This window comes from Paraburkholderia sp. (assembly GCF_028283785.1).
Taxonomy (GTDB): Bacteria; Pseudomonadota; Gammaproteobacteria; order Burkholderiales; family Burkholderiaceae; genus Paraburkholderia.
In genome coordinates this window covers 202,511-222,579 of the sequence record NZ_JAPWKB010000002.1, presented here as the reverse complement: position 1 = coordinate 222,579, position 20,069 = coordinate 202,511, and the positions used below count along the sequence as shown (strand labels likewise).

Annotated in this window: 19 protein-coding genes; 7 read left to right on the top strand and 12 right to left on the bottom strand. The window is 62.5% G+C overall.

The window, feature by feature from the left end:
* Positions 1-5 precede the first annotated feature (5 nt).
* The 6 genes from cbbX (at position 6) to PW947_RS01485 (ending at position 6,840) form a co-directional block, all read left to right on the top strand.
* Positions 6-935 carry a CbbX protein gene (gene cbbX / locus PW947_RS01510; protein WP_299629021.1) on the top strand — a complete coding sequence of 310 codons (930 nt, stop codon included), beginning with the start codon at positions 6-8 and terminating at the stop codon, positions 933-935.
* Positions 936-953: 18 nt separating this feature from the next.
* Positions 954-2,051 carry a class 1 fructose-bisphosphatase gene (locus PW947_RS01505; protein WP_299629019.1) on the top strand — a complete coding sequence of 366 codons (1,098 nt, stop codon included), beginning with the start codon at positions 954-956 and terminating at the stop codon, positions 2,049-2,051.
* Between the two features lie 76 nt (positions 2,052-2,127).
* Positions 2,128-3,000, top strand: coding sequence for a phosphoribulokinase (locus PW947_RS01500; RefSeq protein WP_299629017.1), 873 nt, complete (start codon positions 2,128-2,130; stop codon positions 2,998-3,000).
* Positions 3,001-3,057: 57 nt separating this feature from the next.
* Positions 3,058-5,142, top strand: coding sequence for a transketolase (tkt, locus tag PW947_RS01495; RefSeq protein ID WP_299629015.1), 2,085 nt, complete (start codon positions 3,058-3,060; stop codon positions 5,140-5,142).
* 18 nt (positions 5,143-5,160) lie between these two features.
* Positions 5,161-6,198 carry a class II fructose-bisphosphate aldolase gene (gene fba / locus PW947_RS01490; protein ID WP_299629300.1) on the top strand — a complete coding sequence of 346 codons (1,038 nt, stop codon included), beginning with the start codon at positions 5,161-5,163 and terminating at the stop codon, positions 6,196-6,198.
* 84 nt (positions 6,199-6,282) lie between these two features.
* Positions 6,283-6,840, top strand: coding sequence for a thioredoxin family protein (locus PW947_RS01485; protein WP_299629013.1), 558 nt, complete (start codon positions 6,283-6,285; stop codon positions 6,838-6,840).
* Here PW947_RS01485 and PW947_RS01480 read toward each other — a convergent pair.
* The 3 genes from PW947_RS01480 to PW947_RS01470 are packed head-to-tail and all read right to left on the bottom strand — an operon-like array spanning position 6,837 to position 10,941.
* Positions 6,837-8,243 (bottom strand): DUF6513 domain-containing protein, encoded by a 1,407-nt coding sequence (locus PW947_RS01480; protein WP_299629011.1) that lies wholly within the window; start codon positions 8,241-8,243, stop codon positions 6,837-6,839. The genes PW947_RS01485 and PW947_RS01480 overlap by 4 nt on opposite strands.
* Complete coding sequence (locus tag PW947_RS01475) at positions 8,222-8,821, bottom strand: flavoprotein (protein WP_299629009.1); 600 nt, start codon at positions 8,819-8,821, stop codon at positions 8,222-8,224. The genes PW947_RS01480 and PW947_RS01475 overlap by 22 nt, the downstream gene beginning before the upstream one ends.
* The gene (locus tag PW947_RS01470; protein ID WP_299629007.1) at positions 8,818-10,941 is read right to left on the bottom strand and encodes a sigma-54-dependent Fis family transcriptional regulator; all 2,124 of its coding nucleotides are present in this window, start codon (positions 10,939-10,941) and stop codon (positions 8,818-8,820) included. The genes PW947_RS01475 and PW947_RS01470 overlap by 4 nt, the downstream gene beginning before the upstream one ends.
* Positions 10,942-11,360: 419 nt before the next feature.
* Here PW947_RS01470 and PW947_RS01465 point away from each other — a divergent pair, with 419 nt between their 5' ends.
* Positions 11,361-11,828, top strand: coding sequence for a dihydroneopterin aldolase (locus PW947_RS01465; protein WP_299629298.1), 468 nt, complete (start codon positions 11,361-11,363; stop codon positions 11,826-11,828).
* 78 nt (positions 11,829-11,906) lie between these two features.
* Here PW947_RS01465 and PW947_RS01460 read toward each other — a convergent pair whose 3' ends face one another.
* The 9 genes from PW947_RS01460 to PW947_RS01420 form a co-directional block, all read right to left on the bottom strand.
* Positions 11,907-12,326, bottom strand: a complete 420-nt coding sequence (locus tag PW947_RS01460; RefSeq protein ID WP_299629005.1) for a hypothetical protein — start codon at positions 12,324-12,326, stop codon at positions 11,907-11,909.
* A 108-nt stretch (positions 12,327-12,434) separates the two neighbouring features.
* On the bottom strand, positions 12,435-12,944 hold the full coding sequence (gene fae / locus PW947_RS01455) for a formaldehyde-activating enzyme (protein ID WP_299629003.1): 510 nt from the start codon (positions 12,942-12,944) through the stop codon (positions 12,435-12,437).
* 183 nt (positions 12,945-13,127) lie between these two features.
* Positions 13,128-14,021 (bottom strand): triphosphoribosyl-dephospho-CoA synthase, encoded by an 894-nt coding sequence (locus PW947_RS01450; protein ID WP_299629001.1) that lies wholly within the window; start codon positions 14,019-14,021, stop codon positions 13,128-13,130.
* Between the two features lies 1 nt (position 14,022).
* Positions 14,023-15,051 carry a RimK family alpha-L-glutamate ligase gene (locus tag PW947_RS01445; protein WP_299629000.1) on the bottom strand — a complete coding sequence of 343 codons (1,029 nt, stop codon included), beginning with the start codon at positions 15,049-15,051 and terminating at the stop codon, positions 14,023-14,025.
* Positions 15,048-16,112 carry a methenyltetrahydromethanopterin cyclohydrolase gene (gene mch / locus PW947_RS01440; protein ID WP_299628998.1) on the bottom strand — a complete coding sequence of 355 codons (1,065 nt, stop codon included), beginning with the start codon at positions 16,110-16,112 and terminating at the stop codon, positions 15,048-15,050. The genes PW947_RS01445 and mch overlap by 4 nt, the downstream gene beginning before the upstream one ends.
* Positions 16,075-17,304, bottom strand: a complete 1,230-nt coding sequence (locus tag PW947_RS01435; protein ID WP_299628996.1) for an ATP-grasp domain-containing protein — start codon at positions 17,302-17,304, stop codon at positions 16,075-16,077. Before PW947_RS01435 ends, mch begins: the two co-directional genes overlap by 38 nt.
* Positions 17,305-17,327: 23 nt before the next feature.
* Positions 17,328-18,254 carry an NAD(P)-dependent methylenetetrahydromethanopterin dehydrogenase gene (locus PW947_RS01430; RefSeq protein ID WP_299628994.1) on the bottom strand — a complete coding sequence of 309 codons (927 nt, stop codon included), beginning with the start codon at positions 18,252-18,254 and terminating at the stop codon, positions 17,328-17,330.
* A 114-nt stretch (positions 18,255-18,368) separates the two neighbouring features.
* Positions 18,369-19,418 carry a beta-ribofuranosylaminobenzene 5'-phosphate synthase family protein gene (locus tag PW947_RS01425; protein WP_299628992.1) on the bottom strand — a complete coding sequence of 350 codons (1,050 nt, stop codon included), beginning with the start codon at positions 19,416-19,418 and terminating at the stop codon, positions 18,369-18,371.
* A gap of 196 nt (positions 19,419-19,614) precedes the next feature.
* Positions 19,615-20,001 (bottom strand): 4a-hydroxytetrahydrobiopterin dehydratase, encoded by a 387-nt coding sequence (locus PW947_RS01420; RefSeq protein WP_299628990.1) that lies wholly within the window; start codon positions 19,999-20,001, stop codon positions 19,615-19,617.
* Positions 20,002-20,069: the final 68 nt, after the last annotated feature.

Here is a 20,069-nt window from a genome sequence, read left to right as displayed (position 1 = left end):
CTCGCATGCAAGATTCGCATGCGAGCATGGCAACCGATGCGCGCGTCGATCTGATGCGGCTGTTTCGCGAGTCGGGTATCGGCGACGTACTGGCCGAGCTCGATCGTGATCTCGTCGGGCTGATTCCGGTCAAAACGCGGATCCGCGAGATTGCGGCTCACCTGCTGGTTGAACGGGCTCGCGATACCTTGGGTATCGCGAGCGGCGCACCCACGCTCCACATGTGTTTCTCGGGCAATCCAGGCACTGGGAAAACGACGGTCGCGCTCCGTATGGCGGAAGTGCTGCACCGGCTTGGTTATATCCGCCGTAATCATCTCGTGTCGGTCACGCGCGACGACCTGGTCGGGCAATACATCGGCCATACGGCGCCGAAAACGCGAGAGGTGCTGAAGCGCGCGATGGGCGGCGTGTTGTTTATCGACGAAGCGTATTACCTGTATCGCCCGGAAAACGAGCGTGACTACGGTCAGGAAGCGATCGAAATCCTGCTGCAGATCATGGAAAACCAGCGTGACGATCTGGTCGTGATCCTCGCGGGCTATGAAGCGCGGATGGATACGCTTTTCGAGAGCAATCCGGGCTTTCGTTCGCGCATTGCGCATCACATCACTTTCCCCGACTACGGTGCCGCCGAACTGCTCGACATCGCGGAGCGGATGCTCGACTCGATGCATTACCGTTTCGACGACGATGCGCGCGGCGTTTTCGCTCACTATCTGTCGCGCCGCATTCAACTCCCGAATTTTGCCAACGCGCGTTCGGTGCGAAATGCACTCGACCGCGCGCGGTTGCGCCAGGCGAGCCGTCTGTTCGACGACGCATTGAACGGCGCCATGCCCACCGACGCAGCTGCGCTGACGCTGCTGTCCGCCATCGATATTCGCGCGAGCCGTGTGTTCAACGACACGCCGCCGCCAGACCCGATTCGATAGTCATCTCAGGAGACCGCCATGCAGGACGGACGCACCACCCTCTCGAAGTTTCTGATCGACACACTCGATCGTCAGCCCTCTACCGTATCGACGAGCGGCCTGTCTGCACTGCTGGTCGATGTGGCGGCATCGATCAAGACGATCTCCGCCGCACTGACCAAAGGCGCGCTCGGCGGTCACTACGGCTCGGCGCACACCGTCAATACGCACGGCGAGGAACAGAAGACGCTCGATATCGTGACCAACGATATCTTCGTGCAGCATTGCGAGTGGGATGGCTTGCTGGCGGGCATGGTGTCGGAAGAGATGGACGATGTCTACGCGATTCCGGCCGCTTACCCGCGCGGTGATTACCTGCTTGCCTTCGACCCGCTCGACGGCTCGTCGAATATCGACATCAACGGCGTGGTCGGATCGATCTTCTCCGTGCTGCGCGTGAATCGTGACGCGCCCGACGCAGCGAGCGTCGACACGGCATTCCTGCGGGCCGGGCACGAGCAGGTCGCGGCCGGTTATGCGATCTATGGCCCGGCGACGATGCTGGTGCTGTCGGTCGGAAACGGCACGCATGGCTTTACGCTGGAACGTGACGTCGGCAACTTCGTGCTGACGCATTCCGATATCCGCATTCCCGAAGACAGTGGCGAGTTCGCAATCAACGCATCGAACGAGCGTTTCTGGGAGCCGCCGGTGCGGCGTTACGTGCAGGAGTGCAAGGACGGCCGCAGCGGGTGCCGCGCGCGCGACTTCAATATGCGCTGGATCGCATCGATGGTTGCGGAAGTACATCGCATCCTGATGCGCGGCGGCGTCTTTATGTATCCACGCGACTTCAAGACGCCGGAAATGGAAGGGAGACTGCGTCTGCTGTACGAAGCGAGCCCGATGAGCTTTCTGATCGAACAGGCGGGCGGATGTGCGATCACGGGTCGTGAGCGGATTCTCGATGTCGTGCCCGAGCGTTTGCACCAGCGTGTACCGGTGATTCTCGGATCGAAGAACGAAGTGGTGCGGATTCGCCGTTATCACGACGAATACGATCGCGGCGCGGACAAGCCGTATACGTCGCCGCTTTTCAACGAGCGCTCGCTGTTTTTGCCGGAGGCGCCGGTCTGACGGATTCGATCCATGCTCGCATGACTAAAACGCATGCATGCGCACACCGGGAATAATTATTCAGGGAGACACGCGTATGTCAGTCAAACACCCGATCGTTGCCGTCACGGGTTCCAGCGGCGCTGGCACGACGACGGTCATGAAAAGTTTCACGCATATCTTTCGTCGAGAACGGATCAATGCGCAAATCGTCGAAGGCGATGCGTTTCATCGCTTCGACCGTAAAGGGATGCGCGAAGCGTTGCAGCAAACCGAACGCGACGGCATCCGCAACTTCAGTCACTTTGGTCCCGAAGCGAATCTGCTGGTCGAACTGGAAACCTTGTTTCGCAACTACGGCGATAACGGTACCGGGCAGTTTCGTCGCTATGTGCATGACGACGCGGACGCGCTCACGTACCAACAGGATGCGGGCACCTTCACGCCGTGGAGCGACGTGGATGGCGGCACCGATCTGCTGTTTTACGAAGGCCTTCACGGTGCCGCCGTGACCGATACGGTGGACATTGCACGGCATGCCGATCTGCTGGTGGGCGTGGTGCCCATCATCAACCTGGAATGGATTCAAAAGCTGCATCGCGACCAGACCATGCGGGGCTATTCGCACGAGGCCGTGGTCGATACGATCTTGCGACGCATGCCGGACTACGTGAACTACATTTGCCCTCAGTTTTCACGCACGCACGTGAATTTTCAACGTGTACCAACGGTCGATACGTCGAATCCCTTCACGGCACGCGAGATTCCGCAGCCGGACGAAAGCTTTGTCGTGATCCGCTTCGCGCGCCCGAAAGCCATCGATTTCCCCTATCTGCTGACGATGCTGCACGACTCCTTCATGTCGCGTCCGAACGTGATCGTGGTGCCCGGCGGCAAGATGGGACTCGCGATGCAGTTGATTTTCACGCCGATGATCCTGCAACTGATCGACCGCCGCGCGCGGAGTTGACGCAGGGTTCGTCTCGCTCGTCTTTCCTGATTCCAGTGCTTGAAAGGAGGCTTTCCTATGAACGCCACGGTAGAGTGTTTGCCCGAGAATGCAATACATGCGGATTCGCGATCGATGGCTAACGCGTTGCGCATGCTGGCGATCGATGCGGTACAGCACGCGAATTCCGGTCATCCCGGCATGCCGATGGGCATGGCGGAAATCGCAGTCGCGTTGTGGAGTCGCCATCTGAAACACAATCCGCGCGATCCCGGTTGGGTAGATCGCGACCGATTCGTGCTGTCGAACGGACACGGTTCGATGCTGCTGTACGGGCTGCTTCATCTGACCGGCTACCATTTGCCGCTGGACGAACTGAAGCGGTTTCGTCAATTGCACAGCAAGACGCCGGGGCATCCGGAAGTGGGTATCACGCCGGGTGTGGAAACGACCACCGGCCCGTTGGGACAAGGGCTCGCGAATGCAGTCGGGATGGCGATGGCCGAAGCACTACTGGCGCAAGAGTTCAACCGGCCGGGTCATCGGATCGTCGATCATCGGACCTACGTGTTCGCAGGCGATGGCTGTCTGATGGAAGGCATCTCTCATGAAGCCGCGTCGCTCGCGGGCACCTTGGGCCTCGGGAAACTGGTCGTGCTGTACGACGACAACGGCATCTCGATCGACGGTCACGTCGAGCAATGGTTTGCGGACGACACGCCGGCACGCTTCGCCGCATACGGTTGGCATGTGATCCGCGATATCGACGGGCATGACGTGGCGGAAGTGGATCGTGCACTGCGGCTAGCACGGAGCGCCAATCGGCCGACGCTGATCTGCTGCAAGACCGTGATCGGGCAGGGCGCGGCGTCGATGGCGGGGTCGCATACGGTACATGGCGCGCCGCTCGGTGCCGCCGAAATCGAAGCGACGCGCGAAGCACTGGATTGGCCTTATGCGCCGTTCGAAATTCCCGCATCGATTCGCCGCTTGTGGGATGCGCGTGACGCGGGCGACACAAGCCAGCTGGATTGGTCGCGGCGCTTCGATGCGTACCGTCGCGAGTATCCGCACGAGGCAGCGGAATTCGTGCGCAGAACCCGTGGTGCGTTGCCGACGCGTTGGCGCGATGCCGCGCAGCAGATCGTCGCCGAAGCGAATCGTGCGTCGCAATCCATCGCGACGCGCAAGGCGTCGCAGAACACGCTGGATGGACTCGCTCGTGCGTTACCCGAACTGCTTGGCGGATCGGCGGACCTGACAGGGTCCAACCTGACGCGATGGTCCGGTGCGAAATCGGTGTGCGTGGATCGTTCCGACGGCGGCGGCCTGCGCGGCGGTAACTACATTCATTTCGGCGTCCGCGAATTCGGCATGAGTGCCGCGTTGAACGGAATCGCACTACATGGTGGCTATATTCCGTTCGGCGGGACGTTTCTGACGTTCTCCGATTATTCGCGCAACGCGCTTCGCATGGCCGCATTGATGCGGATCCGTACGGTGTTCGTATTCACGCACGATTCGATTGGCCTCGGCGAAGACGGGCCAACGCATCAATCGATCGAACACGCTGCAAGCTTGCGGCTGATTCCCGGTCTCGACGTCTGGCGGCCGTGCGATGCGGTGGAAACCGCGCAGGCGTGGATCTGCGCGATCGAACGCGACGCGCCGTCGTGTTTGTTGTTGAGCCGGCAGAACCTGCCGTTCGTCGAACGCGACGAAGCACAGATCGATGCGATCGAGCGTGGCGGCTACGTACTTCGGGACTGGCCGGCGCAGTCCACCGCGAACGCGCGGCATGTGGTGCTGATCGCGACGGGCTCGGAGGTGGAGCTGGCATTGAAGGCTGCGAGCGTGCTGTGCGACGAGGGCATACTGGCACGCGTGGTGTCGATGCCGTGCTCGAACGTGTTCGACCGGCAATCGAGTACGTGGCGTTCGCGCGTGCTGCCGTCGGGCGTGCCGCGTGTTGCGGTCGAAGCGGGAGTGACGGGATTCTGGCGACAGTACGTCGGACTCGAAGGCGGCGTGGTCGGCATCGACCGGTTTGGTGAATCGGCCCCCGCCGATGCGTTATTCGACCATTTCAGCGTGACCGCGCAGGCGGTCGCCGACGAAGCGCGGCGCGTGTGCGGCGTCGATGCGCGTCAGTCCGAAGCATGAACCGGAAGGAGACCGATGATGCCATTTATCGCATTGCGTCAATTGCTGGACCACGCAGCGGAGCACGGCTACGGCGTGCCCGCGTTCAACGTCAACAACATGGAGCAGATCCAGGCCATCATGCAGGCCGCCGACGCGACGCAGAGTCCGGTGATTCTTCAGGCGTCGGCGGGCGCGCGCAAATACGCGGGCGAGGCCTATCTGCGGCATCTGGTTCTGGCTGCCGTCGAAGCGCATCCCGACTTGCCGGTCGTGCTGCATCAGGATCACGGCGCGAGTCCGTCCGTGTGTCAGCAGGCGATACGTTCGGGCTTTACGTCGGTGATGATGGACGGCTCGCTATTGCCCGATCAAAAGACGCCGGCGGCATACGACTACAACGTCGATGTCAGTCGGCGTGTGGTCGAAGCGGCGCATGCGGTGGGCGTCTCCGTCGAAGGCGAACTGGGATGCCTCGGGTCGCTCGAAACGGGGACGGCGGGCGATGAGGATGGTGTAGGCGCGCAAGGCAAGCTGTCGCGTGATGATCTACTGACGGACCCGGACGAAGCGCATGCGTTCGTCGATGCGACCGGTGTGGATGCATTGGCGATCGCAATCGGCACATCGCACGGCGCATATAAATTCAGTCGCGCGCCGACGGGGGACATTCTCGCGATCGACCGGATCGTGGCGATACATCGGCGCTTGCCGAATACGCATCTGGTCATGCATGGATCGTCGTCCGTGCCGCAAGAATGGCTGGCGACGATCCGCGAGTACGGCGGCGACATTCCAGCGACGTGGGGCGTGCCCGTGGAAGAGATACAACGCGGTATCGCGAATGGCGTCCGCAAGGTCAACATCGATACCGATATCCGGCTTGCGATGAGCGGCGCGATGCGACGCGCGATGGCATCGTCGCGTTCCGAATTCGATCCGCGTCACGCGTTGAAGGCGGCGACCGCGGCTGCACGCGATCTTTGCATCGCACGCTTCGATGCGTTCGGATGCGCGGGCCACGCCGCGCGAATCAAGCCGTTGCCGCTCGACGCGATGGCGCAGCGCTATCACTGAGCCGCAACCGGACAGCGGGCGTATCCTGTTGTCTGGCCACCGCGCGATGTGATCGCCTGCGCGGACTGACATGAAGAGGGCGCAATGGCGACGGAGTCTCCTGCTGGCGAACTGGGCGCGCCCGCGCCCGATTTTTCTTTAATTGCCACAAACGGTCAGAGCTGTTCACTCGGCGAATTACGCGGCGAGCGGGGCCTCGTCGTGGTGTTCATGTGCAATCACTGTCCTTATGTGCAGGCAGCTTTGCTTGGCCTGATGCGCGACGCGCGCGAACTCGTTGCTGCGGGCGTCAATGTCGTCGCGATCAATGCGAACGACGCGGTCGCGTATCCGGAAGACTCGTTCGACGCGATGATCCATTTCGCGGAGAAGTGGCAATTGCCGTTTCCGTATCTGTACGACGAGTCACAGGCGGTCGCCCAGGCGTACGGTGCGGTCTGCACGCCCGAGTGCTTCGGCTTCGATGCGGAATTGCTGTTGCGCTATCGGGGGCGTGTCGATGCGTCGCGCAAGGAGCCGCTCGTCGATGTGCCGCGCGACCTGTTCGACGCGATGCAGATGATTGCGCGCACAGGCGAAGGTCCACACAAGCAGTGGCCTGCGCTGGGGTGTTCGGTGAAATGGAAGGCGGACGTGGACTAGCGTTTCTTCGTCGCGCCGGGCGCACACCAGACGTCGAGATTTTCAGCCGGTCGATCTACTTCGCAACCCCAGTCGAGCGCTTGGTCCTGATCGAAGCGTTTGCCGAGTTGCCATGCGATTTCCGCGCGCGCGAGTTGCACGCCCATGTAAAACGCGTGGCCGCCGTCGTGTTCGAGTTTCAGACCCGCATAGAGCGCGAAGGGATCGGCGGCGGTCTGGTGGCCATCGCGGTTGTAGACGTGGATGCCGTCCTGCGCGACCTGAACGCGGAAGTTCGGGTCGCGAACCGCGCGCGCGAACGCGTCTATTTCCTCGGCGTTATAGGGAAACGGCCGCTTGGCATGCAACGCGGATAAGTCCGTGGATATCCCTTTAGGAAGCACTTGCGCCTCGTGTGCGGCATGCATCACGCGTCGTGCGACGTCGGCTTCGCGCACTGCGCGCCGGGCATGCAAACTGACCGACGTGGTCAACACGGCATTGATCCGCAATTCCGCTGCCATGCCGAGCAGCACCGCGTGCATGCCGGTCGTGTCGGCTTCGGTCAATTCGGTCACGTTGCCGATTCCCATCATGATGCCGATCAACGGATACCGCTCGCGCAACGACACATAGCGAGCGATAGACCCGGCGAGACCGAACGGAATCGGATCGAGAATCGGGTCCGCGAGAAACGGGCGGCCACGTTGCGTCATTGCATCGATTGCCGCATCGAGCGACGCGACGTCACGCGGTTCGCGAGCAACGAGAATCGGTGTGGACGATACTTCGTCCGCCACCCACAGTGTGTCGGCGTTCAGGCTCATCAGATAGTCGGCGCCCGCGCGTCCGCCACGCACGAGCTCCGCGGTCTGCATCGAATCCACGCTGACGCGATAGCCGCTCGCCTTCAACATCGCGACGGCGTCTTCAAGATGGGCGAACGGCGTCTCCGGCAAACAGCCGAGATCGATGACGTCCGCACCATCGTCCTTATAGCGTTTTGCGCGCGCTGCAATCTGGTCGAGATCGAGACGTGGCGCATCGACTATTTCCGCGAAAATCTCGGTTTCGTAGCGGGATAGATCGAAATGCCTGGCCTCGCGTCCGAAGAACTGCGGCAGATCTTTTACCTCTTCGGGGCCGCGGTCGAACCGGACGCCATAGTGAGCGCTCAATGCGTCGAGGTCGCCGCGACAGCGGCCGGGAACGACTACACGGTTGACGTGCGGTGCGAGTTCGACGCGTCGGCGGATCATATCGGCCGTCATCAGGCCGGCAACCTGCAAGCCGATTTCGCGTACTTCCCATGTGAACGGCGTGGGCGTGCCAGCCGAATTTCCGTCTGGAGGCGCAATGCCTTCGAGCACCTGCGTCAGGCTCTTTTCGGCGAGTCTGCCGGTCAGGAAGACGATGTGTTCCATGCAAGCCTGAGTGTCGCGATCCGTTGATCGAGTGCGGTTTCGAGTTCGTCGAGCGAGCGCGCCACGGTCGTATAGTCGAAGCGTGAAAGCCGTTCGACGTTGTCGAATTCGATCGAACGCGGCCTTACTTCGACCCATTCCCGTGGCGCATGCGTAATCACGCTCGGTTCGGTGTCGCATGCGAAAACGATGCCCGGCACGCATTGCTTGCCCGCTTGCGCATAGAGATTCGTCGGCAACGTATCGGAGATGCCGAGCGCGCACTTCGCCACGGTATTGCTGGTTGCAGGCGCGATGACCACGGTGTGATATTCGCCGGTGTACAGCATGCCGACCGGCACGCTGCTCGCACTGTTGTCCCGCATCACGCGAAAATGACCGCGCAGTTTCTCGATGGTCCAGCCGTACAGCGGCAATACTTCTTCGCCCGCTGCGGACAGAAATACGTCGACGCCAGGCAGTCGCAGCGCGAGTGCAATCGATTCATCGAGCATATGTCCCGAGCCCGTTACGCACCATGCGAAGCGCGCATCGGCTTTGAATTCGTCGAGCCGACGGGCTGGCGTCGGGGCATTCATGCGTCGGCGGGTGCGGACGATCCGTCGTGTGACAGACGGATATGCAGTCTGTGCATCTTCCGGTACAACGTGTTGCGGCTGATGCCCAGTCCCTTCGCGACGTTGCTCACATTCCATCGATGCTCGTCGAGCAGACCCAGTACGGTCTCGCGCTCTTTGAGTTGAATCGCGTTGAGCCCGGACGTATCCGCTTCGTCGGCGAGATGGGCGGGCGCACTGTGTGCCGTGCCCGTCGCATAGGCAGACGTCGTGGCCGGCGCACCGGGCGCGCCGACGGCGCGCGCGGCCGCTGCGCCGGCGCCGTTGAGGATGTCGCTGGGCAAATGCGAGCAGCGGATTTCGCTGCCGTCGCACAGTGCAATCGCCATCTGCAATACGTGCCGTAACTGGCGGATGTTGCCGGGCCACGGATAACTCAACAACGCATGCTGCGCCTCCGCACTCAGCGAAGGCGGATCGTCCGATTCGCTTTCGAGAATATGGCGGATCAATGCGAGCGTATCCGCGCGGTCGCGCAGCGCGGGCAGATTCAGTTCGATGCCATTGAGCCGGTAGTAGAGGTCTTCGCGAAACTGTCCGCTCTGAACGAGTTCCATCAGATTGCGGTGACTCGCACTGATCAGTTGAAAATCCACGGCGACGACATTCTCGCTGCCTAGTGGGGTCACCTTCCGTTCTTCGAGCACACGTAGCAAACGCGCCTGCAACGCGAGCGGCATATCGCCGATTTCATCGAGAAACAGGGTGCCGTTATTGGCCTGAACGATCTTTCCGCGACGTCCTTCGCGTTGCGCGCCAGTGAACGCGCCCGCGCGATAACCGAACAGCTCGCTCTCGATCAGGTTCTCAGGCAACGACGCACAATTCACCGCGACGAAAGCGCCATTGCAATTCGGACTGATGCTGTGCAATGCATTCGCGAAGACCTCTTTGCCGGTGCCGGTCTGGCCACGCAGAATGATCGGAATTTTTCGCTGAATGACGCGCGCGGCAAGCTGTATCTGCGACGCCATACTCGGATCGCCGAACTCCAGATGCGCGAGTTTGTCGAGCCGCCCGGCCTGTTCGCGGGCCTCGCGTCCGTCGCGTCCTTTGGCCGACGCGCCGCTTGAACGTCGCGCGCCGCCATCCCGCGTGATGTCACGCACGCTGTTCGGATCGGTCACGAGGAAGCGCGTGCTGCCCGATGCCGCGTCGCGCGGCGTTTGCGCAATCAGAAAGAAGCGGTTATTCGCGTTCGCGCTGTACACGGTGACCGGATGGAACGAGCCGCGAATGCTGCGCGCAATCATATCTTCGAGCGACGAATTGAATGCATCTTCGACGCGGCGACCGATCAGTTCCGCATGCGAGCGGAAGTCGAGCTGGAACAGCGCGCTACGACTTGCCGCGAGCACGACGCCGTCGTCGCTGACGGCGAGCTTGCCGGCATGCAGCGTACCGACGAATTCCGGCCGGCTATGAAAATGGATCATGTTCGCATGGCGATACCGTGCGTCGATCAGCCGGTTTTCGATCATCTGGCGCGACATGCCCACCAGCACGAGCGAGTGTTGTTGCAGCAATTTCGAGCGGCTCGTCACGTCGAGCACGCCGGCTATTTCGCCGTGGTCGTCGAAGATCGGCGCGGCCGAGCAGGTGAGCGACGTATAGCGTGGATAGAAGTGCTCATGCTGGTACACCGCGATACATTCGCGTTCCACAAGGCAGGTGCCCATCCCGTTGGTGCCGGCTTCGCGCTCGCTCCACAACGCGCCGACCCGCAAGCCGTCGGCCGCAACGGCTTCGCCGAACGGCACCGACGACACCTGATGCACGATCACGCCATCGGCATTGACCAGCACGACCGCGAGCTCCGGGTCGGCGAGTTGCTGATACAACGTGGTCATTTCCAGCTTCGAACACGCAATCAGATCGCTCGCCGCATCCCGGCAACTCGCGAGTTCCTGCTGCGTCAAAATGGGCGGCATTACGAATCGAGCGGGGTCGAGTCTGAACTCGTTGAGGCAACGGGTCCAGGACTGCGCAACGGAATCGCTGGTAGGACGCGTCGCCAGTTGATGATTGACGGTGCTGAGGACTTCCCGGACGTGCGTATCGATGTCTACAAGCGACGACATGGGGCGTTGTCTCCTGGCGCTCGCTCGCTGCCCGAACTGGCAGGGCGCTGCGGCGCGTATCTGTCTATATGGCCCTGCGGCGCGCTGCACGTCTCCGCGTGCGTGCGCATGATGTCAGATTGCGCCTGTTGTCCCGATGGATTTCCGGCGTGAGCGGCCTGAGGAAAATCCCGAGAGTGCGCCTGACGCGCTGACTTTCAAAACTCTACAACCGATAGCGCGTGTATTCAATCAATAGTCCCACCAATAAGACGCCTTTTTTACAGGTGTTTTAGCAATGCGCCCGGAATTTGCTTAGGAAGCCAGCACGATTTACGGGAGGAACCCTGATGGAACGTTTCGATACCTTAAGTCCCGACAACACATCTGCCGGGTCATTCGCGCATGGCTATTCCAGTTCGACTGCATTCGATGCGGCGATGCAACATGCGCCCGGCGACGCGGCGCACCGACACGCGGGCCCGGTACCGATGGACATTGTGTATATCGAAGGTTTCACAGGCCGGACGGTGATCGGCATCGACCCGAGCGAACTCCACGTTCCGCAAATCGTGAAGATGAGCCTCGCGATCGGCGTGCCGACGATTCGCGCGTGCACATCGGACCGGATCGACGACACGGTTAACTACGCGGCGGTTCGCGACGCATTGCACGCCTTGCTTGCGAGCCACGGCACGCAGTTGCTTGAAGCGCTTGCCGAAAAGGTCGCGCAGTTGCTGATTGGCCAGTTCGGCGCGCACTGGGTTCGGGTGTCGCTGGCGAAGCCCGCGAAATTCGACGACGTGGAATCAGTGGGCGTGTTGATCGAACGGCGGCGGGTTCGCGCATCGCCGCATACGGCCTACGCGACCTGCGCGGCGCTCGGCGAGGGCTTGATACCTAATTGATGTTCATGGCGCCGCGCGGATGCCGGCGGCGCCGCAGAGCCTCAAACCACGCGTGTGTGAGAGGCGCTATGTGGACGGTTATTTGGGTGGAATCGCCGGGGTGGCCGCTGCCGCCTGCTTGACGACGCCGCATGCGCGATACGCATCCGCCTGGATCGACAGAAACTTTTTGGTCTGCGCCTTTGCCCGGTCGACGCGAAACTCGGCGCCGCCTTCGCCGCCCAGGGTCGCATATTTGGCGAAGGTCGACTGTTCGACGAAGTCGTCGTAGGGCAGCGCTTGCGCAATACGATCGATCGCGCACGAGCATTTGTAGACGTTCGAGAAGTCGTGGCCGTTGTCGTCCATGCAGCCCAGCACGTATTCGACGCGCCCTTGCGTCGGATAGTCGTGTCCTTGCGCCGGATTTCCATCCGCGGCCGGATCTGCCGCCAGTGCAAGCGGGGAAGCCAGCGCGAGGCCGGCAACCAGCAGCCAGGCGCGACATCGTAGAGTCATACTGTTTCCTCAAAGATCATGGGTTGCCATGCGATGTGCGCATGGATGACGCAGGGCGGAATATTTCCGCCCTGCGGGGCCGCAATGAGCGAACAGAGAGAAGGCTCGTCAGTTAGCCGCAAACGGATGCGCGACAGAAGCCTTCTTCGACACGACCTCGGCAGCGCTCGGCTCGCCTGCCACCGCGCGCTGGATCGCTTCGCGGGTTGCCTTGTAGTTGAACTCCTGAATCTTCTTGTCGTCGTCGGCTTCCCAGTGAATGAACACGCCGACGCAGACGAACAGATCGTCCGCTTCGTCCTTTGGAATGGTGCCGTCTTCGACGCTATCCGCGACGGCCAGTGCTACCGCATGTTGCGCGGGTCCGAACATCTGTACGGCCTGCTTTGCTCCCTTGATCGTCACCTTGTTGAACATCACGGTATTCGGCTTGGTCAGCAGATTCGGCGCGACGACGGCGAGGAGCGACGTGAAGCCGTCCTTGTTGTTGGTCAGCGCGTGACAGAAGGCCGATTCGGCGGCCGATCCTCGCGGTCCGATCAGCAGATCGATATGCGCGACTTCATTGCCTTCGCCGATAAGCGATTCCCCTACCATGACGCGGTTGATCTTGGCCATGCTGTTCCTCCAGTGAATGGTGTTCGATATGTCGGACTGCGATTAGCGCGCGCCGCAAGGCCGGCGGCTCCAGACGGAAACTCATGTGGGTTAAGCGAGGTATTCCTAACATGTTCCGTGCCAATTTCCGGCTCGCGACGCAGATAGATACGCCGCCGCGTGGCGATTCGAATTGCGGGCGCTTCAGCCGTTTGACGCGGAGGTCAAACATCGGCTGACGAACAGCGTGGCGACCGTCAGATCGGCGCTCGTGCCGGGATTGATGCCGCGTGATTTGAGCGCCAGGTCCCATTCGGCGAGGTCCGATGGATACGCATGCTGGCATGCGTCACGCGCATGGATCGCATCGGCGCGCCATCGCGCATGCCGCAAACCCGCGTCTTGCGTGACACTTTGCGCCACGTGCTCGCCATGCTTGCGCACAATGTGCGAATCGGGCCAGCGGCTTAGATACGTCAGGTACAGGTCGAGGGTGACGGTGGTGTCGGGCGTAGTGCCGGGCGCGGCGTCGGCGGACCACGACTCGATCGCGGCGAGGCCGGTGAAAAACACGTCGTGGAAGCCTTTTGCGTACTGGCGGGCAATGCTGTCGCGCGATGCCGCCAGTCGCATCGCTTCGCGCAGGGTGACGGTCGGTAAGGCGTGCACCGATTGCTCGGGCGCGTCGCCGAGTCCTCCCGGATTGGCGAGTGCGATAGCGTGGTATGCGTGGCGCGCATCGTCGATGGTGAGGGCGGCCAGCACGCATTCCGTAGCGGCATGCCATGCGTGCGCGCTTGCATGTGCATCGGGCTTGTCGAGCGCGGCGGCCAGCGGTGCGACCAGCAGCAAAATGCCAAGGTTCGTATTACAGCCGACAGCCTGCCGGGTGCGGATCACCGCGTCGAGAATCCGCTCGCCCACGGGCTTGCCGTGCGCAAACAGCGCGTCCACCGACGCTTCGGCGCTCGCAATGAACTGCGAAGCGCTCATTCCATGACCCGCGCGATCGACGCTGACATTGCCGGGCTTCGCTGTTTCGACGTCGAGACGACACGCATCGAGGAACGCCTTGCGCGCGAGATCGGGGCGGTGCATATCAGCGCCCCGCATGTCCCGATCGACGCAGCGCGTCGAGCGATGAAACCGATGGCGCATCGCACCAACCGGCTTTGCGGTCGATCAGATCGTCGACCAGCGCGGCGGCAATATCGGTTGGCGTCACCGATTGCAAGCCGCGCCATGCGGCTACGCCATTGACTTCGAGCACGAGTGGACAGTGCGCATGCTCAGGGTCGGGAATCAGATCGACGCCTGCGTAGTCGAGGCCAAGCGCTGCGCACGCACGAATCGAATGATCGATCAGTGCGGCGTGCAACGGGTCCGACGCATCGAGCAGCAGGGGTTCGCATCGGGCGCCTTGCGCGACGTTGTGAATCCAGCCACGGCCACCGACGCGCCGCATTGCCGCAATCGCACGCGTGCCGATGACCAGAACCCGCCAGTCGAAGCCGATGCGATCATTGCCGGGAATATATCGCTGCAAATAGGCGACGTTTTGATAGGCGCGCAGCGGCGGTAGTGGTTTCAGCGTGCCGGGATTCGTTCGCGCGGTGCTTGCGCCGAGCCGCTTCAAGCCCTTTCCCTGCGATCCGAACAGTGGTTTCAGCACCAACTGGCGGCCGGCGGCCGCTTCGCGCATCAGCATGCGCTGCGCGCATGCGACCGATTCGCCGGCCCACGCGTGCGGGGTTGGTATGCCGTGACGGTGTAACAGAAAGCTCGTCATCGATTTGTCGACGCTGCGTTCGATCGCGCGCGCGTCGTTGTAGACCGGTACGCCGCATTCGCGCAGCGCATGCAGGATACCGAGGCGCAGCGTGACCTGCTCGAAGCTTCCACCCGCTATCCCGCGTACGAAAACCGCATCGGGCAAGGTGCGACCGAAGCCAGGCAGGATCAGGCCGTGCGGCGCCCATTGGGTATCGATCCGGCAATCGGCGAGGTCGATGCAGCGCGCATCGACGCCGCGCGCGCGAAACGCTTTTCTCAGGCGCGAGGTGTGCCAGCCGGTTTCGTCGGCCATGATCGCGACGCGTCGCGGGCCCTTGTGCAACGCGTCGCTCATGCCTGCACTTCTCCGGGTTCGTGCGGAGGTTCGGCGGGGTTGGCCGAACGCCATTGCGCATGGAGCAGCTCGCTGTTCACGTGTCCGCCGTGGTAGGTCGCACCGCTTTCGAGACTGCTGATCCACACTTCCGCCGGTGCGAACAAGGCCGCATCGATCTGATAGAAATCGAAGTTGAACGCCGTGAAAATATCGGCGAACGGTCGTCCGTAATCGCGCGCATTCGACGATGGCAATTCCGCCGCAAGACGCTGCGCGAGGATGTCGTGCGTCACGGTCAGATGCACCCGGCCGCCGTACAGGATGGCGTCGTTGGTGCGGCCCATCGCCTGAATGCCGTTGGGTGCGGGGGGCGGTAACGGCGCGCAGCCGCTCGCTTCGACGATATCATGCAGTTCCACGCCGATCACATGCGCCTTGTGCAGCGCGACCTCGACTACGCGCGCGACGACTTGCACCGTGCCCGCGACAGAGTGTGTCGGCGTGACGATCAGCGTGAGGTGCTCGGGCGCGAGACCGCAATCGCGCAACACCTTGTCGATCACGATTTGCGGCGGCAGGCGGTCCACTTCCATCACGAGGACGCCCCGGTCATGTCGTTCGTGATAGCCGAGTTCATCGAATAACGCTTCCTTGCCGGCGAGCGCGCGTGCAGGGCCCGATCCAAGCGAAAAGAACTTCTTTCCGCCGGTTTCTTCCTTGGTGGCGGCAAGACTCCAACCGGCGTACTGGCTGCCGAGGCATGCAATGACAGGCGTGGAGGTGCGTACGTCGATCATCACCGGCCACAACGGCGCAGCATCGGAACTCATGCGGGTGCTGACGTGGCCGAGACCGCCCATGCAGATCCGCGCGATCAGCACGCCCGCGTCGATGCTTCCGGGCGCGGCCACGCCTGCATCGACAATCGTGGTGCCGTCGTTCGTGCGCGACAGCGCGACGCGGAAGCGCGCGGCGTCGTCGATCAGACGTGCAACGAGCGGTGCACTCAGCGCGTTAACCCCTGGCACGGATGCTTGTGCGTCAGTTTGACAGAGCGATGAAGTCATGGGAAAGCTCATGGCAGGTTGCAATGCGTTGCAGAATTCGCGCATGTTGCGCGCCCAGTGCGTCACGCGCGGCGGCGATTGTCGACGCGATCACGACGGCGGTGCAAACCGGTTGTCCGGCTTCGATCAGCGTGCCGGATTGCGGAATGTCGCGACAAGCCGGGTCGTCGAAACAGGTCTGACTGAAGCGCGCCGATGCGACGAATGCGTGTGGCGCATAGATCACTTTCTGCGCCGCCCGCCAGCGCGGCGGCAATCGCGACGACGGTTCCCGAGGGAGACGGCCGTTCAGGCACGCATCGATATGGCAGTCGAGCAGGCCACGTGGCCACGTGCGCGGTGAGGCCGCCTCGTAAAGCGCCATCGTCGCGGAAGGGCGGGCATTGATTTCCAGCACGCGAACCGTATCGCCATCCAGCAGAAAATCGAGGCTGTTCAGGCCGCTCAGAGGCGTGCATGCAACGATCGCATGGATTGACGTTTCGACCTGATCGACGATATGAGCGGGCAGATCGACGGGACCGAGCGATCCCGAATGCACGTAGCGCAGAGTGCCGACGCTCGTCACGTGCTGCTCCGCAAAGCCGATCACGCAGGCTTCGCGACGAGCCGCGACGAACAGTGCAGAGAACGGTTGGCCTGCGCAAACGCGCTGAAAATACGTGGACTGCGTAGTGGCGGACATGGCCGCGCCCGATATGACATTCGCTGCGACGATATGCGTGCCGCCGCAGCCGTTCGCGTCCTTGATGAGCCATTGTGCGGAATCGTCGGGCATCGCGCGCGCGATCTCGGGATGGGCGATGCCCATCGTGTCGAGCATTGCGAAGAAGCGTTCGGGGTTGCGCACGGCGGCGGCTTCGTCGGCGGTGTTGCCGATGATGCGAGGCAATCCCGGTGTATTCGACAGGCGCGTTGCAAGCCCTTCTAGCCCGCTCGCCGTGACGAAACCGAGCAGATTGGGCAAACGGGCGGCCCGTTGCAGTGCGGCGACCAGACGATCGGGATCGACGGACAGTGCGCCGTCGCCGATATCGAACCAGTGTTGCGCATCGCGTTGCGTATCGCGGTCACCAAACAGATCGAGCGCGACGATATTCAATCCGGCACGCGTCGCCGATTCCGCCAGCATGCGCGCCGACAGCCCGACTACCGCGACGAACGGCATGCATGCGTGTGACGCATGCATCGATGAGCGGCGCATGCGAGCGACGCGTCGCATGATAGTCACGCATTGCCCGAGACGATTGCGCGCGCTTCGTCGAATGCTTCGGGAAAACCGATATACATCGGCTTTCCTGCGGTCCGCATCTTCACGAACAACCGGTGCTCGACCTGATACTTGACGTTGCCGATCGCGAGCGCGCCGATGCCAATTGAGTTATGACGCACCGCACCAACCAGCGGCTTGCCGTCATCCATCACGTTCACGCCGGCAATGCCTTCGGGTGGCACGGCGTTGACATCCGCGGCGATCAACATATGTTTCGCATGCGACAGATCGGGCCGGGTCACGACTTGCACGCCCGCGACAGCGGTGGCGAACACGATCTCGGCCTTTGCGAGCGCGGCGTGCAATTCGGCGGGCGTTCCGGTGGCGACGCCATGGGTCGCCACGTCGAAGCGGCGGTTGATTTCATCGCTCACGTGCGTGGCGCGATTCCGGTCGCTATGGCTGGCAACCACCACGTCTGCGCCCAGCGACGCCGCCATCGCCGCCGCGACTCGTCCGACTGCGCCGGTGCCACCCAGAATAAGCACGCGCTTTCCATCCATTTCCGCTGCGTGTTCGCGTCTCAGATGCGATTCGACGAGCGCGACAAGTGCGGCGGCGGTGGTGTATGAGCCGCTCGGGTCGGCGAAAACCGAGACTTCGAAGGGCGGCACCATTGCCTGACGCGCGAGATCGAGCATGTCGGCGGCAAGCATCACGTCGCGCCCGCCGATGAAAATGCCGGTCCGCGAAACGCCTTTTGGTCCGCGCGAAAAGATCGCATCCTGTGTCAGCTGGACGACGCTCTCCTTGCCGACGTTGCAGTACGGAACGACGATCTGATAGCCGGCATCGGCTGCCATGTTGACGTCGAACGGACTCATCTGCGGCGTCGCTGTGAACATGTGCAGGATATAGGGCCTTTCGGTGCTTTCAGGCATGGTAGTAGGCTCGTTTCAGGTTGATGTCCGGCTGCCGGTTCGTCGTGCGGTGGACGCATCGCGTGCGGCGGAATCCGATGCGCGATGCGCCGGGCACGTGAGCGTGCGCCGCTGTTACCCGGCGTCGACGCCGCATTGCTGTAGATCGACCGCGCGCAACGTGGCGCCGCGATTGCGTCCGGTGACGACCGAACAGACGATTCCCGGCATGCCGCGCGTGGCGTCCTGTGCAGCGCCAAGGGCGCGGGACGCATCGTCCTGGTCGCGTAGAAACGCGAATCCTGTCGGTCCCCACGAGGTCTGGCCGATGCCCGCGGCCTGGGTGAGTGCGACGGCGTCGAGGGCGGTCGCAACCGCCGGGCTGGCGAACACGCCGCCTTGTACCGGTGCGAAATATTCGCCGATCGTTTGCTGCAATTCGGTGATGCCGCCAGCGAATGCATCGAAATCGCCTTCGGCAATGCCCGGCAACACGCGCAGCAACACCAGATGACACAGATGCGCGGCCAACGTCTCCGGAAATGGCGACAGCGCAGCGAGTCCGCGACGCTCGCTGTCGCCATGCAAGCCTTCACGATGTGTGTCGTCGATGAGCAGAATGCGCCATGCGTCGGGGAACGGCTGTCTGAATAGAAGCGGCGGCACGTGAGGCTCGGCGAGTCCGGCACCGTCTGAATGAGAGTGCGGACCGGGGCCGCCGTCTACGATCAGGCCGCCGTGATCGAAGCCCAGAATGCCGATGCCGGATCGCGCACCCCGACCCAACAGATGGGCCAGCTCGGCGGTGCTCGCGGCTTTTCCGGCGAGCCGCGCATACGCGGTGCCGATTGCCAGCGCGAGTTGCGTGCCGGAGCCGAGCCCCGTGTGCGCACGCGGCGCGCGCAGGAGTTCGACAGCGATCTGCGGGCCGTTCCATTGCGCGCGCAACAGCGCGAGATACTGTTCGATGCGCGCGAGTTCCGCATCGCTGCGTGCGCCTTCGATCCGGGTTTGCGCCGCCCGGCGCATGGTCAGACGCGTGCCGCGTCCATCGACGGTCACGCCGATGCTGCCGAACGGACGCCCCAGCGTGCCGTTCGGGTCGAGAAATCCGAGGTGTAGCCGAGCCGGTGCATCGACCGTCACGGCCGGAAGCGGCGCGAGGTTACCGGTAGGAATCTGCATCGCGAAGGTTCCCCGCTGGCTGGTTCATGGTCTCGAGACGGATCGTGACGCTGCGTCGAACCGGCATCGCAACGCCTCGCCGCTCACGGGCGGCGCCGCCGTGATCCAAGGCAAGAGCCGTACCAGCGACCGGACCGATGCGCGTCGCGCATCGTGGATTCATGCGCGCAACGCATGCATGCTTTACGCGCATGCGTCACGATTTCGGCGCGTCGTACTTGATATAGCGGAAGCGTTGGTCGTCGGTCGGTGTGCCTTCCAGCGGTCCCGCTTCATGGCCCGGCTGCCACTGGATCACGTCCTCGATTTTCGTCGCGAGCGCGAAGTCTTTATCGGTGATGCCTTTCGCCGAATGCGTCTTGAGTTTGACCACCACGAATGCGTACGAGACCGTCAGATCCGGGTGGTGCCATGCCGCCTCGGCGAGATGTCCGACCGTATTGACGACCATCAGCGTGCCTTTCCAGCTTTCGGTTTTGTATTTGCGCCGCAGCCAGCCATCCTCGACGTACCAGTGTTGCAGTGCACCGTTCAGACGCTGCTGGATCTCGTCGTCGGTATAGGTTTTTTCGGGGGAGTTCATCGCGTTGCCTCTGTGGAGTGGATCGGTTGAAGAGCCCGGTGAGACGGCCTGCAAACGATGCGCCATTG